Here is a 16,714-nt window from a genome sequence, read left to right as displayed (position 1 = left end):
CTATCATGAAAAGCTTAACACCCCAACGGGTTGCCGCGGTAGACGTATTCCGCGCACTCACCATGTTCCTCATGCTCTTTGTCAACGACATTCCCGGACTGAAAAACGTCCCCCACTGGCTGATGCATGCTAGGATGGACGAAGACATGATGGGATTCTCCGACACCATCTTCCCCGCTTTCCTTTTCTGTATGGGCATGTCCGTATCCTTTGCCATACAAAACCGGTACAAAAAGGGAGACAACACCCTGCAAGTCGTGGCCCATATCTTCTGGCGGACAGTGGCGCTGATTGCCATGGGACTGTTTTCACTGAACAGCGGAGGCATCGAAGGCGGTCTATCGCACCAATGGTTTTCCATCCTGATGGTCATCGGTTTCTTCCTCACCTGGGGGGTATATCCCAAAGCGGAAGGAACGAAAAAGACCCTTTTCACCGCAATGAAAACAGCAGGCGTGCTGCTGCTCGCCTTCCTCGTCATCTACAAGGACATGAACGGGAAACCGTTCCAGATAAGCTGGTGGGGCATCCTCGGACTTATCGGCTGGACGTATGCGGTATGTGCAGGCATCTATCTGTTCACCCGGGAAAGCCTGCGGAAGAATGCCATTGCCTGGTTCGTGGTCGTATTGCTTGCCGTAGTCAGCCATTCAGACTTGATACCTGGAGAGTACGGCAGCCGGATTATCCTGCTTCCCTTTACCCCGAGTGACTGGACGCTGCATGCCTTCGGTATGTCCGGCGTATTGACCTCCCTGCTCATGCAGCGTTATGCCGACCGGGAACGGCCGGGACGATTCATCGGCATGCTTTGTGCCCTCGGCGTAGGAATGCTTGTCCTTGCCCTCGTCTCACACCCGTTCTGGATTATATCCAAAATACAAGCCACGCCGACATGGTTGTTCTACTGCCTAGCCATGTTCTTCCCGCTGTTCGGTTTCTTCTACTGGCTGACGGACGTGAAAGGCAAGACCAACTGGTTCGATATCATCAAACCTGCAGGTACGGCAACGCTGACCTGCTATATTATCCCTTACATCTGGTATGCTGTCCAGCAACTGCTGCATCTGCACTATCCCGAGGCATTGGGAAGCGGTGTACCGGGACTGCTCAAGTCCCTCGTGTTCTCGCTTGTCATTGTGGGGCTGACCGGCCTGCTGGTGAAAGGCAAGATTAAACTGAAAGTATAATGTTGAAAGTTCAGACACCCAACGGTGACAACAAGGTGCTGCTGCATTCGTGCTGCGCACCTTGTTCTTCCGCCATCATCGAGTGCATGCTGGCCAACGGCATACGCCCGACCGTATTCTACTGCAATCCCAACATCTATCCGCAGGCAGAATATGAGACAAGGAAAAACGAGGCTATCCGTTTCGTAACCTCCAAAAACATCGATTTCATCGATGCAGACTATGATTATGCACACTGGTTACATACCATGCAGGGCCTGGAGCATGAACCGGAACGCGGCAGCCGCTGCCTGAAGTGCTTCACTCTGCGCCTGACAGAAACAGCCCGCTACGCTTCCGAGCATGGTTTCTCCGTATTCACTACCACCCTTGCCTCTTCGCGCTGGAAAAGCCTGGAACAAATCAATGAAGCAGGACGCCGTGCCGCCGCACTCTATCCGGGCACCCTCTTCTGGGAACAGAATTGGCGGAAGGGCGGGCTCCAGGAGCGACGCAACCAACTGCTGAAAGAGTATGATTTCTATAACCAGCAGTATTGCGGCTGTGAATTCAGCATGCAACGACTGGAAAAGAATAAATAAAAACTAAAGAAAACATGAAGAAACTGACTTTTACATTACTCATCACTCCGACAGCGGTATACCTCTTTTCTGTTCCCTGCAATGCTAAGTGAAGAGCCAAACACGTAGTTTTCATCGGTCTTGATGGCTGGGGTGCCTACAATGAGGCCCTAAGACTCCCGAACTTCAGTCACGTGTATTGAACCATCATAGCATATTTCCTACCATCTTCATCGTTACTGCCAACCACGGAGGCATTGAAAACGGCCATGGCAACAAGACCATGCAGGAAATGCAGGCTCCGGAAAGAACATTAAGAAAGGAGGCGAATTCCACGAAAGCATGATGCAGTATGACGTTGCCTCCACCATTGTCCACATCCTCGGACTGAAACAGCCACAAGTATGGATAAGACGTCCTATGTTGCAGGTTTTCAAATAAAAAAAGCGATCAGCGATAAATGAGCGTCGAAAGATAGTCCTCGGCAAACATCTCGTTTGCCACCTCCAACAGAGCTTCCGAAGTGAGCTGTTCAATGCGATGGAACACGGCTTCGGAAGTTTCACATTTATTATAATGCAGGAAAGTCTTGCCCATGCCCAACGCATTGTTCTCATTATTATCCGAAGCTACACCGATTTGTCCGATAAGTTGCTTCTTGGCAGCCGCAAGCTGCGAGGAAGTCATCCGGACATCACGCAAGCGTTTCAATTCCTTATATACCAGGCGGGTGCAGTAGTCCAAATCTGCAGGGTCGCAACCGAAGTAGATGCAGAAAGTTCCCGTATCGGTATAGGAAGTCAAGTTGGATTCTACGTTATAGACCAGCCCACGACGTTCACGGAGAGAAACGTTCAATCGGCTGTTCATGCCCGGGCCACCCAAAACATTGTTCAGCAGGTAAAGTGCGGTGCGCTTGTCATCGTATGCATTATATCCCCGGCTGCCAATCATGACATGTGCCTGGTGAGTATCCTTATGCACTACAAGATGCTCGGGTACATAGAGGGGCGGTGGCGTACGGCGGTTGTCCACTGCCATGGCAGGTATATCCGCGAGGAGTTTTTCCGCCCAGCGCACCACCTGCCTAAAGTCCAGATTGCCCAGAACAAAAAAGACCATATTGCCGGGATGGTAGAAGCGAGAAGTGAATGCAGCGGCATCCTCACTGCGAAACAGCTTCAGTTGCCCGGGATTGCCCAGAATGTTGCATCCCAGGGGATGCCCTCTGAATATCAAGTCTTCGAAATCATCGAAGATGAGCTCGGAAGGGTTGTCTTCGTAGGATTGTATCTCGTCGATAATCACCTCCGTCTCCTTCTCGATTTCGCGTTGCGGGAAAGTGGAGTGGAATACAATATCCGTTAACAATTCGAAGGCACGGCCGAAATGCTCGGTCAGGAAAGCAGAGTAAATCACCGTCTCTTCCTTGTTGGTGTAGGCGTTAAGGTCTCCGCCCACATTCTCCATACGGTTCAGGATATGCCATGCCTTACGCTTGGCGGTACCTTTAAATATAAGGTGCTCCACAAAATGCGCCATACCTTGCTCGTTTTCAAGCTCATCGCGCGTACCCGCATCTACAGCAAAACCACAATAAGCCACCTTGGAGACTGAAGGTTCATGAATGATGCGCAAGCCGTTGGACAAAATATGTTGGTTGAAAGCCGACGGTAAATTCTCTTTTAACTTCTTCATTCTGACGTTTCAAACTATTTGAGGCGACAAAAATACAATAAAACTTATTGCCGTTTATAGAAAATTGCAGATATTTGCATATTGCTATAATGTGCTAATGTGATTAATGTGCTAATATGCCAATGACCATGCGGCATCACAGCGCAGCCAATTAGCACATTAGCATATTAGCACATTAAATACATTAAGAGTATGATTGCATCCATTCAAGAGCTTTTGCAGAAAGAGGCACAAGCCGTACTGAACATTCCAGTGACGGACGCTTATGAAAGAGCTGTAGAACTCATCGTAGAACAAGTGCACCGCAAAAAAGGGAAACTGGTAACTTCGGGTATGGGCAAGGCCGGACAAATAGCCATGAACATCGCTACTACCTTCTGCTCCACCGGTATTCCGTCCGTTTTCCTGCACCCCAGCGAAGCACAGCACGGTGACCTCGGCATCCTTCAGGGGAATGATCTGTTGCTACTCATCTCCAATTCGGGCAAAACTCGTGAAATCGTGGAGCTGACACAGTTGGCACATAACCTAAGTCCGGAACTGAAGTTTATCGTCATCACCGGAAACCCTGATAGCCCCCTGGCACACGAATCCGATGTATGCCTCAGCACCGGGAACCCCCAAGAAGTATGCGTATTGGGCATGACGCCCACGACTTCAACCACTGCCATGACCGTCATCGGTGACATTTTGGTTGTACAGACCATGAAAGAAACTGGATTCACCATTGAAGACTACTCCAAGCGCCATCACGGTGGTTACCTCGGAGAAAAATCAAGATCGCTATGCGTAAAGTAATAGGTATCGGAGAAACCATACTAGACATCATATTCCGTGGCGAACAGCCCACAGTAGCTGTCCCAGGCGGTTCAGTATTCAACGGCATCGTCTCGCTGGGACGTATCGGCGTTCCCATTTGCTTTATCAGTGAAACAGGCAATGATCACGTGGGCAATATCATACTCAACTTCATGCGCGAGAACAATATCCCCACAGACCATGTTAATGTCTTCCCTGACGGGAAATCCCCCGTATCACTCGCTTTCCTTAACGACCGGAGTGATGCGGAATACATCTTCTATAAAGATTACCCCAAACAACGATTAGATATAGAGTATCCACAAATTCAAGAGGACGACATCGTTATAATAGGGTCTTATTATGCCTTAAACCCCGTATTGCGCGACAAAGTATTAGAACTGCTGGAACGCGCACACGACATGCATGCCATTATCTATTACGACCCCAATTTCCGTTCGTCCCATAAAGAGGAGGCCATCAAGCTGGCTCCCACCATCATCGAAAATCTAGAATACGCCAACATTGTACGCGGCTCGCAAGAGGATTTCTTCTATATGTGGGGCCTGCAGGAGGCTGACAAGATATACAAAGACAAAGTAAAGTTCTACTGCCGTAACTTCCTCTGTACTGCCGGCGCAGAGCAGGTATCATTGCGCACCGACACGATTTCCAAGGAATATTCCATTCCTCCGTTAGAAGCGGTCAGTACCATCGGTGCAGGAGATAATTTCAACGCAGGCATCATCTTCGGGCTGCTGAAACATAATGTACGCTACAAGGACCTCGATACCATGAACGAAGCTACTTGGGACCAAGTTATCCAATGCGGCATTGAGTTTGCCGCTGAGGTATGCAAAAGTTTCAACAACTCCGTTTCAAAGGAATTTGCAGAGAAGCACAGATAATTTTAAAGTTCAAAAAAGAAATATAAAAGCCTGACATTGACGTTACCCTCTGTGGATAAATTACATATATTTGTGATTAACGACATCAGAGAGGTTACGAATTATGTATAGGAATTTATTGAACTTGCTTGTTTTGGCAGTGCTGCTCCCTTCTTGTAGCGGCACTGCCCCTCACATTTCCGTTGTATGCGAAGAAAACAATGTGGGCAACTGCATTGTGAAATGGGAAATGGCCCCTCTTATCAAAGGGAATGTTAAAGTATATGCCTCGACTAACCCGGAGGACATCCCCGAAGACGTTCCTATTGCCATTGCCAACATCTCCGATCTGAAGATGACCGTCATCACTACCGACCCTACACAGCGATACTACTACATGCTTGTATTCGGTGACAAATACCGGGTAAAGATTGCCACCCGCAACATCAATATCCCCGGCATACAGAACTTCCGCGACTTGGGAGGCTATACGTCCTATCCTACCCAAAAGAAAGTACATTGGGGCATGCTATATCGCTCTGCCGAAATAGACAAATTGGAACCGTGCTCGCGCAAGGAGCTCAAGAATATAGGAATAAGGACTATCATCGACCTGCGCTCATTCGATGAAGCACACAGACAAAGCCCCTTGCAGCAAGAATTCAAAGTGGTGCACATCCCTATTCCTACTGGTGATATGGAGCATATCCTGAAAGGTGTGCAGGAGCGGACAATCAAGAGTGATACCGTCCACCGGATAGTGGAGCGAATGAACCGCGAGCTCATCAGCAACTATACTAAAGAATACCGTCAGATTTTCGATATCCTACTGGATAAGAACAATTATCCCCTCATAATCCATTGCTCTTCAGGCAAAGGGCGCACAGGCATTGTATCGGCGCTTGTGCTTGCCTCCCTTGGAGTGGGCGAAGACATCATCATGGAAGACTACCGCCTCAGCAACGACTACTTCAACATCCCGGCTGCCTCTCGGTACGCTTACCAGCTTCCGGCACGTTCGCAAGAGGCTATCACCACCATATTCTCAGCACGCGCAGATTTCCTAAATGCCGCCATCGAAGAAATGGAACGAAGGTATGGAGATACCGACACCTACCTGCAAAGAGGCATCGGCCTGACGAAAGAAGAAAGAAAGAGACTACAAGACATTCTTTTAGTAGATAATTGACAATGCATAATGGATAATCAGTAGTCAATAAAAAACGATTTTATCATGTAATTACATAATTATCAACCATCAATTATCAAATATCCATTGAAAAGCACTATCTTTGCGTCCGAAATATAAAGATATACAAAAGATTTAATGAAGACATTTGAAGAGCTCGGTGTGTCGCCGGAGATACGCCGCGCCATCGAAGAAATGGGTTACGAGCAGCCCATGCCGGTACAAGAGGAAGTAATTCCATACCTTTTAGGAGAAAACAATGATGTAGTAGCACTGGCACAAACTGGAACAGGAAAAACCGCAGCGTTCGGTCTGCCGCTCATACAGAAGATTAACGTCAACAACCGAATTCCCCAATCACTTATTCTCTGCCCTACCCGTGAACTTTGTTTGCAGATAGCCGGCGATTTGAACGATTACTCCAAATACATTGATGGCTTACGGGTATTGCCCGTATATGGCGGTTCGTCCATTGAAAGCCAGATACGTGCCCTGAAACGGGGTGTACACATCATCGTAGCCACACCAGGACGACTGCTGGATCTGATGGAACGCAAAACCGTGTCCCTCGCCACCATACAGAACGTGGTTATGGACGAAGCGGACGAAATGCTGAACATGGGATTCACGGACAGCATCAACGCTATTCTTGCCGACGTTCCGCAAGAGCGCAATACCTTGCTGTTCTCCGCTACCATGAGCCCGGAAATCGCACGCATTTCCAAGAAGTACCTGCGCGATGCCAAAGAAATCACCATCGGGCGCAAAAATGAAAGCACCAGCAACGTGAAACACGTAGTCTTCTGTGTACATGCCAAAGACAAGTATGCTGCCCTGAAGCGTATTGTGGACTACTATCCGCAGATATACGGCATCATCTTCTGCCGTACCCGCAAAGAAACGCAGGAAATAGCTGACAAGTTGATGCAGGAAGGCTATAATGCCGACTCGCTGCACGGCGAACTGAGTCAAGCGCAGCGTGACGCCGTGATGCAGAAGTTCCGCATCCGCAACCTACAACTGCTGGTTGCCACGGACGTTGCCGCACGCGGCCTCGATGTGGACGACCTAACCCACGTCATCAACTACGGATTGCCCGATGACACCGAAAGTTATACCCACCGCAGCGGCCGTACGGGACGTGCTGGAAAAACCGGGACTTCCATCGCCATTATCAACCTGCGCGAGAAAGGCAAGATGCGCGAGATTGAGCGCATCATCGGCAAGAAATTCATTGCAGGCGAAATGCCTACCGGCAAACAGATATGCGAAAAACAACTGCTCAAAGTGATAGACGACCTTGAAAAAGTGAAAGTAAACGAGGAGGAAATCGCTGACTTTATGACTGATATCTACCGCAAGCTGGACTGGCTAAGTAAGGAAGATTTGATTAAGCGGATGGTTTCGCATGAATTCAACCGTTTTCTAGACTACTACCGCGACCGTGAAGAGATAGAGACAGCAACCGGCAGTGAACGCGGAACAAGAAACGGTGAGCGGAGTGAACACCGAAGCAGTGGCAATCATCAAGCCGAACCGGGCTACAAACGCCTATTCATAAATCTGGGCAAAATGGACAACTTTTTTCCCAGTGAGCTTATCAGCCTGCTGAACAAAAACACCCGTGGACGCATTGAGCTAGGACGCATCGACTTGATGCAGAAATTCTCTTTCTTCGAAGTAGAGGAAAAAGAAGCCAACAATGTAATGAAAGCCTTGAACCGTACCAACTGGAACGGTCGCAAAGTATCTGTAGAGATTGCCGAAGACGAAGGTAAGAATGTCCCGAAAGGCAGACGCACGGGTACAGCCGGAAGCTATGGAAAAAAAGATTCCGACGGCAAGAAGCGCAGCAACAAGGAAGACGGCAAACGGAACGATGCTGCCAGCAGACGTAGAGACAGAGCCGAAAACCCTGCAAACGACAAGAAGAAAGGCAAGCCCAGCCGCGAGGAACGCGGTTATACCAAAGCCCGTGGCAAAAAAGACGATTGGAAACAGTTCTTTCAAGGCAGCAATGACTTCAAGAACCCAGAACCTGACTTCAGTGAAGAAGGCTGGGCAAAACGGACACCGAAAAAGACAATGAGATAGAGGTTGTTATACTTAATTTGCATAAAAGATGAGGAGCGCAGTACATAGCCAATAAAAATTTCATCAATGATAGTATTGCGCGTGTTGTATAAACATTAGGCTGGAACTGCGGAGTAATACGTTACGTGTAGATGGTGGCCGTTACTCCCGGTTACCGTTTACTCAATATGAACCTTATCAATGTAGTTGTCAATGCGAACAAAAAACTCTTTAACAAACTTGATCAAACCCGTGGCGAATGTGTAAGAATCGAAAATCTGGACGTTGAAGAAGATACCCTTCAACCAACAGCAACGAGGTACACACAAAGGAATCATTCTTCTTTGAATAATTAGCTACCGTCTGTTCCAATTCTGATAAACGGTGATTGATAGAATATCCATTCTTTTCAAGCATGAATATCTTATTTCCCATATATCCTACACAAAAAGATAGGGAAATAGAGTGCAAGTCTCCTTATCTTCCAAAATACCTTTCTCTTTTAAAATTTTATACAACTGTCCTACGGATTTGGTTCCCATACCAGGAAGTCTGCACAGCGCATCAAACCCATTATATTTTATAAACCGTAAAAGATCCTCAAGTTGGCAGATATTGTATTTTCTAAGTGCACGTAAAGTCCTGAAATTTATATCCAGATTTCCTAAAGGTGTAGCCAGCAGGTGCACATATTCCGATGGAACATCCTGTTCCCTTACAACTATCACTACATTCTTTAAATTCTGTCCAGCATCCTCTTGGGAATGTGCCAGCAAAGCCTCATAATTCCGGCATCTGATATATAAACGGTCCAATTCCTTTTTCCATTCAGAATAGGGCTTCCATTCCAAGCGAACCTGCCTACCCGCTTTCTTATACATATATGCCAGATTTCTGGGAGAAATATTTGTTCTCCTGGAGACAGCCGATACGTCTCCCCCGATAGAAAGGGAGTAAAAAATATCTCGAATCCGAGCATCCTTTATCACTTCTGCCATTTCCTTAACAATCTCCTTGTAGACAGATATACAGATCTTCGGTAATTCCACATAAGAAAGATCTGTTTGCCCAACGGACAGATCTGCATTCGAATATTCCATAATTCCTCCGTTATAATGCAATTATAAAAATCTGTTTATTCTTTATTTTTTTCTCTCAACTTGGAAGGGGATATCCCGTATATTCTCCGGCAGTATGCCGTAAACTGGGAGGGCGAGCTAAAACCTAACTTATCGGATATTTCCTGAAAGGAAAGTTCCGGATCACTAATCATGTCCAACATCTGTTCTGCCTTTTTCCTCTGCATCCATTTATAGGGACTTTCCCCGAAGCTGGAGTGAAATTTTCTGCTGAAGGAACGCTCGGAAACATAATATAAATCAGCGAATTCCTTGACAGAGTTCACCCTCTTATAGTTCTCCATAACAAATTTCTCAAAATGCCGCCGAATACCAGTCGATGCGGAAAAAAACGCCGATAGTTCTTTCTTTGTATAGAAGCCCTTCAGCACCAAGAGCAGCTCCTGCTGTTTCAGCAAATGCATATGTTTGCAAAGCAGCCTTGCCTCCAGATACGTTCCAACAGAATTCAGTACTTTAACAAGAGGTTTCCTGATGGGAAGAATAAAATTATCAGCCGTTTGCTCCTTACCTCTGACAGACAACGAGCCCAAAAACAATTTGTCGCACACACTCACATTCTTGTCCCAAAATAAAAGCATGCATCTCGAACCGATTATAGACTTCATCCGGGTTCCTATGCTTTGCGGAATAAACACCATCTGGTTTTGTAAAATCCGCAAACCTTTATATTTACCCAAATCAAAAATCACCTCCCCTTCAATCATAAAAAGAGTACATGATGACCTGCTGTTATCAATCCGATATACCTCATTCTCCTCCAGCTGCTGACAAGAAAATCCCACGTCCGAATTCATCTGGTAATTCAGGCAAGATAAATGTTCATTCAGATATAGCAATTTCATGTTTTTTGTTTTTTATTACAACAAAAATTAAAGCACGTCTGTTTTTAACAAAATGGACAATTTATTAATTGAAACAGACAAATTTAACATACAAGATGTATGCTGATTAATCAATCAACCTCTGATTTTGACAATCCCTTAGATATAAAGGTTTACATACAGGTCACTAAAATAGGATTCATCATGATATATATTTGAGTCCCTCCCAATACTATATAAAAGTAATACGAAACAAGACTCTCGCAACTTCCACATCATGAATATGTGGCTTATACAAAAAACACCGGAATGTCTCAAAACAAAAGTATATGAGAAACTTTCTTGTCATTTTTTATGTCCCGTGCAAGTTTTCGTCTGCACGGGATATAACTTATTGGGGTAAATATTTCTCATAATCATCCTTTACATCTGGATCGACGACTGGACGTACGGAATAAGTCATGCAACGCCTGTAAACAGCGCTTGTATTAGAAGTAGGCGCCCAACCGGCAGGACCTCCAGTGGAATTAAGCAGATAACGCCCTGCATGAGTATCGCTTCTGGCTTGTGCCACGGCGAAAATGACTTCATTACCCCCAGACTTGCCATCTGTAAAACTGCCGTCATAAATACTTCCAGGCAGCGGTGTGTTAAGGCCGGAACGACTTGCATAATAATATGCAAACCTCAAAGTTACAGCCTCTTTCTGCGACATAATCCGGAATCCGTAAGGAGAAGGGTCAAATACGGTTTTCCCGCCTACATCCTCCGGATTCCCTGTCTGGGAAGGCTGGTTCCATGGATACAGGAATACCCAGCGGTCTTTGAAATAACTAACAAACCCATGCGGGAAACATTCATACAGCCAGAAACTTTGATGAGAGACGATAGCGTTTGGATGTTCGATGCTCTGTTTCATCGTAAGAGCAGCCCCTCTCGCTTGCTGAGCATCTGTTTTTCCATAATCCACATCATTTCCTCTCTGTTCCCAAAGGAAATCAAATAGCTTGCCACTGCCGTCATAAAAGTTTTTATTGACACGAACATCATGTGCCGGGAACGGGTCTTTCCTGCCCCATTGATATTGCATACCAAATTCCCTATATGCATCTGCACTATACTGTGATTGGACCCTTTCGTATGCTCCCAACAGATGCGACATCAATTGAACCGTTTTCGGACCATCACCTCCCTGACTCGCAACATCCAAGACTGTCGGATACTTGTCAACAATCCAGATATGCCAGGACCAGAGTGTCGGATTCCCCTTGATCTTTCCAGATTTAATTTCTATCAACACATTTCCCGGAGTCTGCCCTGGCTTGACATAAATATATGATCCCGGACCGGAACCTCCCTGTTCGGACAATTCACTGAGTCCCGCTTTTTCTATATCATTATGTCCGCCAGCCTCTTTAATGTCCGTCCACACGATATTGACTCTCCAATCATCATCTGCATCCAACTTATTCAACATGAAATCCTCTTTGCTACCGGGAAGTCCCTGCTTATCACTTAAAACAGCGTCATGATCCAGAAGCTTTTTGTAATACTCATAGGCAGTATTTACCCGGGAAACAGGAATAAAGATCCCTTGCTTTGCTCCCGCTTTAAGCATATATGTATTCGCTTCAGGCTGCACAATTCCGGAAACCAGCTCCAACTCAAATTCTCTTTCCGGAAAAAGACCATCAGGGGAATAAATCTTGAATTTCGCCTTACCGGAGTAAAGACGCGGAGACGCCATATCGTCAACAGCTATGAAAGGCACAGGTTTTCCCGAAAGGGAAGGATCCTTCTCATAGAAAAGCATAAAGTCTTCTATCACATTACCAGCATTGTTGTCAGACAAAGCCGAAACCAACTCAATTTTGTATTCGCTGTTGGCTTTGACATAATATTGTTTCTGTTTGCCATCCATCAGATAGATACTGTTACTAGATACCAGCAATGACTGATGCAGGAATTTGTCAAAGAAGGGGATGGCATTATATTCCTTCTGCAGGAGGCTGAGTTTCCCCGACGCACTTTTGCCGGTTCCCACATGTGTGACGGTCAAAGTATAAGTGGTATTGAAATTATCGAAATACTCCGTATTTCCTGTAATGTCGGGAGCCGTCACCGTGTACTTCCATATTCCCCCGGCAAGTTGACCCGCTTTCTCTATCTTGAACGGATTGGCAGCTTCAGCATGGAAAACGGGTTCCAAATCATGCGGTTCTGTCTTTACATAGAAAGTAACCCTGGCACCTGCCTCTTCTGCCGTAAGCGTCTGCCCGTCTTTCGTTATCACCTTATCTGCCTGCCCATAGCTCTCGCCATACTGATTGACCTCAATAAACTCCAGCGGCCGGCTGCAGGCCTCGTCCGCAAAAATCTGTAAGGTGACATTGATATCCTTAGACTGTTCAAAGCCAAGAAACCATTTCATACGCCCCGCCTTCACATAAGCGGCTTTCAGCGCATCCTGGGCATCTTCCGGCTTTTCCGGCCACATTCGGGATGCATCCACATGTTCTGTGACCGTAAAGGTCACGGTTTTCTCATCGGTCGGTGCGGTCTTATCTGGATCCGAAGGTTTTATAGAATAACCGATCCATGCAGGCAGTCCCTCTATCGTGAACCCCTCCGGCCAAGAAGTCTGCACTTTTGCCGTTAGGCTGCCTCCCTCCCTATAAAAAGTGAAATGGTCAGCGCTGACTCCCAGCATATATTGCCCGTCATACAATACATCAGACATCATGGACTCATTCCATACCACAACATTATACATGATGTTGGCGGCCGGTCCTTTCCTAGCATCCTCTTCCGTATCGAATCCCGGACCACCTACAGCCTTGATATTCACCAGATAACGGTGATTACGCAACAAGGGAAGGTACTCGTATGTCGCATCAGCCTCGGCTCCAGTACGTTTCAGGTAGTCTATCCGGAAGAAAGTTTCCTTGTCAGGACGGCTCTTATCTGCACCGGTCAGTCCGACAACGATATAAGGACGTTTCAAGTAATTTTCCGTATTATTCTCAGGAAGAGTTTCTCCGTTGGCTCCTTGCGTGGCAGCCGTCGGCGCATTGACCGCCTCCGGAACATATACCTCACGTAACAAGATTTTCTCATCCACTATGGAAGATGTTCTATCAATCTTTCCTGTCACAGCCGGAGCCGGATCAGGAATAGAAGGCTGTTTCGCCTTTCTATTGGCCTCATCCCAGTAAATCCCGTTCTCGAACGGGGAGACCCGTCCCGTCGTATTGGTATTATAAAAAAACACTTTAGTCAGCGTTATCCCTTCAATCCCCCCGGCTTTCTCGTCGAATGTAGAGGCCCCTTCCGACATGTTGCTCAAGTTAAGCCCCACGTCCACACGTGCTACGGCACGGACCAGATAGACAGTTCCAAGTTTGGGAACAGCACCGGCACTGTGATCCACCCTGACCGGGTCCGAGACACCCCACATCGGCAACTCCCCGTCTTTCCATACCCCCTTGTCCGGCATGGAGAAAGTGAAAAGTTGCATGACTTCCTCCCGTGTCTTTCCAGCCAGTCCGTCTGCGTCTGTATTAGCTGACCGGGTGACATTGGCCAGCATCACGAATGTACTGGTATCGCCTGAAGGAGTATTTTTCGCCAACAAGGTCATGGTACCCTTGCCTTTCTTGTCAGCCGGATTACCGGAAGGAATATAGGAGGTCACTTTGGCCTCATATGAAAACTTGTTGTCCTTGTCAAACACAAGTACCCTAATCCTCTCCGCTGCCGTGGAATTCTCCCCCTCCGGTGTAAGGGACCGTGTCAGGGGATTTCGAAGACCAAGTCCTTCGACAGACATGCTGACAGACGTCCAGCCGTCCCTGACAGGCATTTCTGTCCCGCCGTTTCCATACTCATCGAAGGGATCACTGCACCCTTGCACGAGAGGGATTCCCATAGATATCGCCAGAAAAGCGACTATCAAAGTGTAATGTTTGATTCTCATATGTATCTATTCTTTAAACTGTTTTTCTTCGTGATGGCATGACTGGTCATACCTTGTTACCAAGGAATAGCCACCTCCGTATCCTTCCATTCGTCCACAACTATGTCATATTCCATGTTTCCGGGTCCTTTCAGTGTGGCGAAGACACGGTAAATCGTATTACGCCGGATATTGTAATAACCCTTGTCATTCTCGGAAAGATCCGGATTATAGAGCTCGATCCTATACTGCTTATCGAGGTTTTCCATCAGATAATCGATAGATAAGACCAAGGCCAGCGCCCCCTCTTTTCCTTTACCATAGACCCCCGGAGCCACATAAATATAATTAGGTGCCTCTCCCGTATATGGAAGCAGTCTCTCTTTACATTTGGCCACAAAAGCGGATTCTCCGGGGCCCTCGTTGGCGCCTTCATGGAAACTGGGCCTTTCCGGTAGCAATAGGGGATCTTCCATATAGTTGACTCCTCTGATATCTGGGTCACCATTCCCAGTGGCGGTGTATTCCCCGACGGAAGGAAGGACGGAATAACCGCTGGTCTCATTGTTCAGAGAGAGTTTCGTCACTCTGGAAAACGGCAATAAAGGAGACAAGTAGTTTCCCCCGTTATCAACCGTAGTAAGAATAAACTCGACACGGGCATGCATACGTTCCAGAAGTATGCAGGGTGAAAGGGTTACTCTATTATTACCGCTCGTATTGTACGGAACGCGGAAGTTGCATTGGCCTACCATGGGAAGGTACTTCCGGTTTTCTCCTTTTAGATCGTCAGATGTGAAAATTTCGGTTTTCTCTGTCAGCCGTTTAGGATCAGGAATTGTATGTTCCTCCCGGATCTTTTTCAATCCAGACTCGCAATTGACCAGTAAAACAAAAGTATAATTACCACCAGTCAGCTCCAGATCCAGGACAATATCGAAATCCCCTGCATTCACCCCACCCATCTCTCTCATCTCAAAACGGTCAATTCCAGTTACATCTGCCAGCGGATTGGCCGTTCCTTGGGGATAATAGAAAAGGACTTTTTCCAAGGAGTTCCCGATGTTCTTGTAAGCAAAAAGGAGGATATGCTTGACAGTTTTCTCGTATTCTTCTGCACCAATATAGTCCTCCTTCCATTCTCCAAATAAATGTGCAGAAGCTTCTGCCGCCCGGGAAGTAACGGCCCCCCTATTCATTTCCGCTACAATCCGGATGGGAACATCTGGAATGGCTTTTTCCATCTCTTCCGCATCAGACGAACATCCGGTCAATTGTACAATCGCTACGCAGACCACCGTCAACAGCCTCATCACAATTCCGTATTTCATTATCTATCGTTTTTTGTTAATAATCTCAAATCCTTTCTGATATCACACGGAGCATTTGTCTTAAACCTATCCTGACATGATATCAGTTTTCCAATTCTATAGGACGGGAAATGACATTCCAATCCAGAACAGTAGCTTGTACCAGCATCCATGTATCCTTCTCATATTTGAGTTTCAGGGTTATGGGAAAATCATGGTCACATTCTAGACTATACGGCGGCTCACCCGCATCTCCCTGGAACATAATGATGTCATCCACCAGATTTGCTGTATAAAGAATCTCCCCGGTTGTCTTATCAATCAGGGATACGAGTGCGTTCCTGCCCTCTTCCAGTTTCATCAGCGTGAAATCCGCTTTCAATGCCCCTCCAGTGTCACGTACGGCTTGGGTTACATACTCAAAGCGTTCGCAAAGAGCGATCTGACCGTTGAAATCATACACACCGTTGTCATCTTCTATCCTGATAACAAATTCCTCGTCCATGAGGAAAGAAGAACCTATAAAGCTGATTGTGAAGTGTATCCGGTATGTCAATTCCCGCATATTGAAAGTCACCCGCTCGTACACACTCCCCATATCCTCTCGGTTCTCCAGCGATACAGAGGCGAGACCGACATACAGCGATCCGGGGACTGAAGTAGTCCGTCTGTCTTTCAGCCGCAGTGCGACCCGCATTTCCCCCTTGGTAGTAACGCCTTCTTGAAAATCTGAAAAATCATAAGACTCTAGGTCACTGCCACCCCATGCGACAAATGTAAGTTTTCCAGTATGCTGTAATGTGGCAGACAAGGAATAATCCGCTGAAAGGAGTACTTTCTTGTCGGAAAATTCGCCTACCAGCACGCCATTGGCATCAAAGGCAAATACCCGGACCTGCCTGATATCTGACGGATAATTGGGAAATTGTTCGCAAGGGGTTTGCCTATAAAAATGAAAACTGACACCTTGCGGACAACTGACCAAGTCATCAAATACGGCAAAATCACATCCTATAAGACAGTAAGCCGATAACAAGATAAATGCGACAGCATGTACGCTTCTAAATCTCATTTGATATAGTTTATGTTGG

General features: G+C 46.7%; 12 protein-coding genes and 1 pseudogene. 7 read left to right on the top strand and 6 right to left on the bottom strand.

The window, feature by feature from the left end; genetic code table 11:
- Positions 1 to 5 precede the first annotated feature (5 nt).
- The 3 genes and pseudogenes from JXR92_RS04805 to JXR92_RS17550 form a co-directional block, all read left to right on the top strand.
- Positions 6 to 1,190, top strand: a complete 1,185-nt coding sequence (locus JXR92_RS04805) for a DUF5009 domain-containing protein (protein WP_138345191.1) — start codon at positions 6 to 8, stop codon at positions 1,188 to 1,190.
- Positions 1,190 to 1,771 carry an epoxyqueuosine reductase QueH gene (locus JXR92_RS04800; RefSeq protein WP_117599858.1) on the top strand — a complete coding sequence of 194 codons (582 nt, stop codon included), beginning with the start codon at positions 1,190 to 1,192 and terminating at the stop codon, positions 1,769 to 1,771. Before JXR92_RS04805 ends, JXR92_RS04800 begins: the two co-directional genes overlap by 1 nt.
- 202 nt (positions 1,772 to 1,973) lie before the next feature.
- Positions 1,974 to 2,191 (top strand): annotated as a pseudogene (locus JXR92_RS17550) (alkaline phosphatase); the annotation flags it as partial.
- Positions 2,192 to 2,200: 9 nt separating this feature from the next.
- Here JXR92_RS17550 and JXR92_RS04790 read toward each other — a convergent pair.
- Entirely contained in the window at positions 2,201 to 3,448 is a 1,248-nt protein-coding gene (locus JXR92_RS04790) for a M16 family metallopeptidase (protein WP_138345193.1), read from the bottom strand.
- 192 nt (positions 3,449 to 3,640) lie between these two features.
- Here JXR92_RS04790 and JXR92_RS04785 point away from each other — a divergent pair, with 192 nt between their 5' ends.
- From JXR92_RS04785 to JXR92_RS04770, 4 genes are all read left to right on the top strand, one after another.
- On the top strand, positions 3,641 to 4,246 hold the full coding sequence (locus tag JXR92_RS04785) for an SIS domain-containing protein (RefSeq protein WP_117599860.1): 606 nt from the start codon (positions 3,641 to 3,643) through the stop codon (positions 4,244 to 4,246).
- Positions 4,234 to 5,154, top strand: a complete 921-nt coding sequence (locus JXR92_RS04780) for a carbohydrate kinase family protein (RefSeq protein WP_138345195.1) — start codon at positions 4,234 to 4,236, stop codon at positions 5,152 to 5,154. Before JXR92_RS04785 ends, JXR92_RS04780 begins: the two co-directional genes overlap by 13 nt.
- 103 nt (positions 5,155 to 5,257) lie before the next feature.
- A complete protein-coding gene (locus JXR92_RS04775; RefSeq protein ID WP_117599862.1) occupies positions 5,258 to 6,322 on the top strand; it encodes a tyrosine-protein phosphatase in 1,065 nt (354 codons plus the stop codon).
- Between the two features lie 138 nt (positions 6,323 to 6,460).
- A complete protein-coding gene (locus JXR92_RS04770; protein WP_138345197.1) occupies positions 6,461 to 8,416 on the top strand; it encodes a DEAD/DEAH box helicase in 1,956 nt (651 codons plus the stop codon).
- A gap of 419 nt (positions 8,417 to 8,835) precedes the next feature.
- Here JXR92_RS04770 and JXR92_RS04765 read toward each other — a convergent pair whose 3' ends face one another.
- The 5 genes from JXR92_RS04765 to JXR92_RS04745 all read right to left on the bottom strand — a co-directional run bounded on the left by JXR92_RS04765 (position 8,836) and on the right by JXR92_RS04745 (position 16,695).
- Positions 8,836 to 9,495, bottom strand: a complete 660-nt coding sequence (locus JXR92_RS04765; RefSeq protein WP_117599864.1) for a hypothetical protein — start codon at positions 9,493 to 9,495, stop codon at positions 8,836 to 8,838.
- 35 nt (positions 9,496 to 9,530) lie between these two features.
- A complete protein-coding gene (locus tag JXR92_RS04760; RefSeq protein ID WP_117599865.1) occupies positions 9,531 to 10,379 on the bottom strand; it encodes a helix-turn-helix transcriptional regulator in 849 nt (282 codons plus the stop codon).
- A 370-nt stretch (positions 10,380 to 10,749) separates the two neighbouring features.
- Positions 10,750 to 14,334: a hypothetical protein gene (locus tag JXR92_RS04755; protein WP_138345199.1), complete on the bottom strand. Its 3,585-nt coding sequence runs from the start codon at positions 14,332 to 14,334 to the stop codon at positions 10,750 to 10,752.
- A gap of 56 nt (positions 14,335 to 14,390) precedes the next feature.
- The gene (locus tag JXR92_RS04750) at positions 14,391 to 15,644 is read right to left on the bottom strand and encodes a hypothetical protein (protein ID WP_117964311.1); all 1,254 of its coding nucleotides are present in this window, start codon (positions 15,642 to 15,644) and stop codon (positions 14,391 to 14,393) included.
- Between the two features lie 82 nt (positions 15,645 to 15,726).
- On the bottom strand, positions 15,727 to 16,695 hold the full coding sequence (locus JXR92_RS04745; protein WP_117599868.1) for a FimB/Mfa2 family fimbrial subunit: 969 nt from the start codon (positions 16,693 to 16,695) through the stop codon (positions 15,727 to 15,729).
- Positions 16,696 to 16,714 lie beyond the last annotated feature (19 nt).

It is taken from the genome of Bacteroides parvus (assembly GCF_017309675.2).
GTDB lineage: Bacteria > Bacteroidota > Bacteroidia > Bacteroidales > Bacteroidaceae > Bacteroides > Bacteroides uniformis.
Note: the sequence above shows the minus strand (reverse complement) of the source record. Positions and strands in the feature narration are given on the sequence as shown.

What these genes read in the sequence shown, in the direction of transcription:
- JXR92_RS04805 (WP_138345191.1), top strand. Translation starts at nt 6, where the DNA reads ATGAAAAGCTTAACACCCCAACGGGTTGCCGCGGTAGACGTATTCCGC.
- JXR92_RS04800 (WP_117599858.1), top strand. Translation starts at nt 1,190, where the DNA reads ATGTTGAAAGTTCAGACACCCAACGGTGACAACAAGGTGCTGCTGCAT.
- JXR92_RS04790 (WP_138345193.1), bottom strand. Translation starts at nt 3,448, where the DNA reads ATGAAGAAGTTAAAAGAGAATTTACCGTCGGCTTTCAACCAACATATT.
- JXR92_RS04785 (WP_117599860.1), top strand. Translation starts at nt 3,641, where the DNA reads ATGATTGCATCCATTCAAGAGCTTTTGCAGAAAGAGGCACAAGCCGTA.
- JXR92_RS04780 (WP_138345195.1), top strand. Translation starts at nt 4,234, where the DNA reads ATGCGTAAAGTAATAGGTATCGGAGAAACCATACTAGACATCATATTC.
- JXR92_RS04775 (WP_117599862.1), top strand. Translation starts at nt 5,258, where the DNA reads ATGTATAGGAATTTATTGAACTTGCTTGTTTTGGCAGTGCTGCTCCCT.
- JXR92_RS04770 (WP_138345197.1), top strand. Translation starts at nt 6,461, where the DNA reads ATGAAGACATTTGAAGAGCTCGGTGTGTCGCCGGAGATACGCCGCGCC.
- JXR92_RS04765 (WP_117599864.1), bottom strand. Translation starts at nt 9,495, where the DNA reads ATGGAATATTCGAATGCAGATCTGTCCGTTGGGCAAACAGATCTTTCT.
- JXR92_RS04760 (WP_117599865.1), bottom strand. Translation starts at nt 10,379, where the DNA reads ATGAAATTGCTATATCTGAATGAACATTTATCTTGCCTGAATTACCAG.
- JXR92_RS04755 (WP_138345199.1), bottom strand. Translation starts at nt 14,334, where the DNA reads ATGAGAATCAAACATTACACTTTGATAGTCGCTTTTCTGGCGATATCT.
- JXR92_RS04750 (WP_117964311.1), bottom strand. Translation starts at nt 15,644, where the DNA reads ATGAAATACGGAATTGTGATGAGGCTGTTGACGGTGGTCTGCGTAGCG.
- JXR92_RS04745 (WP_117599868.1), bottom strand. Translation starts at nt 16,695, where the DNA reads ATGAGATTTAGAAGCGTACATGCTGTCGCATTTATCTTGTTATCGGCT.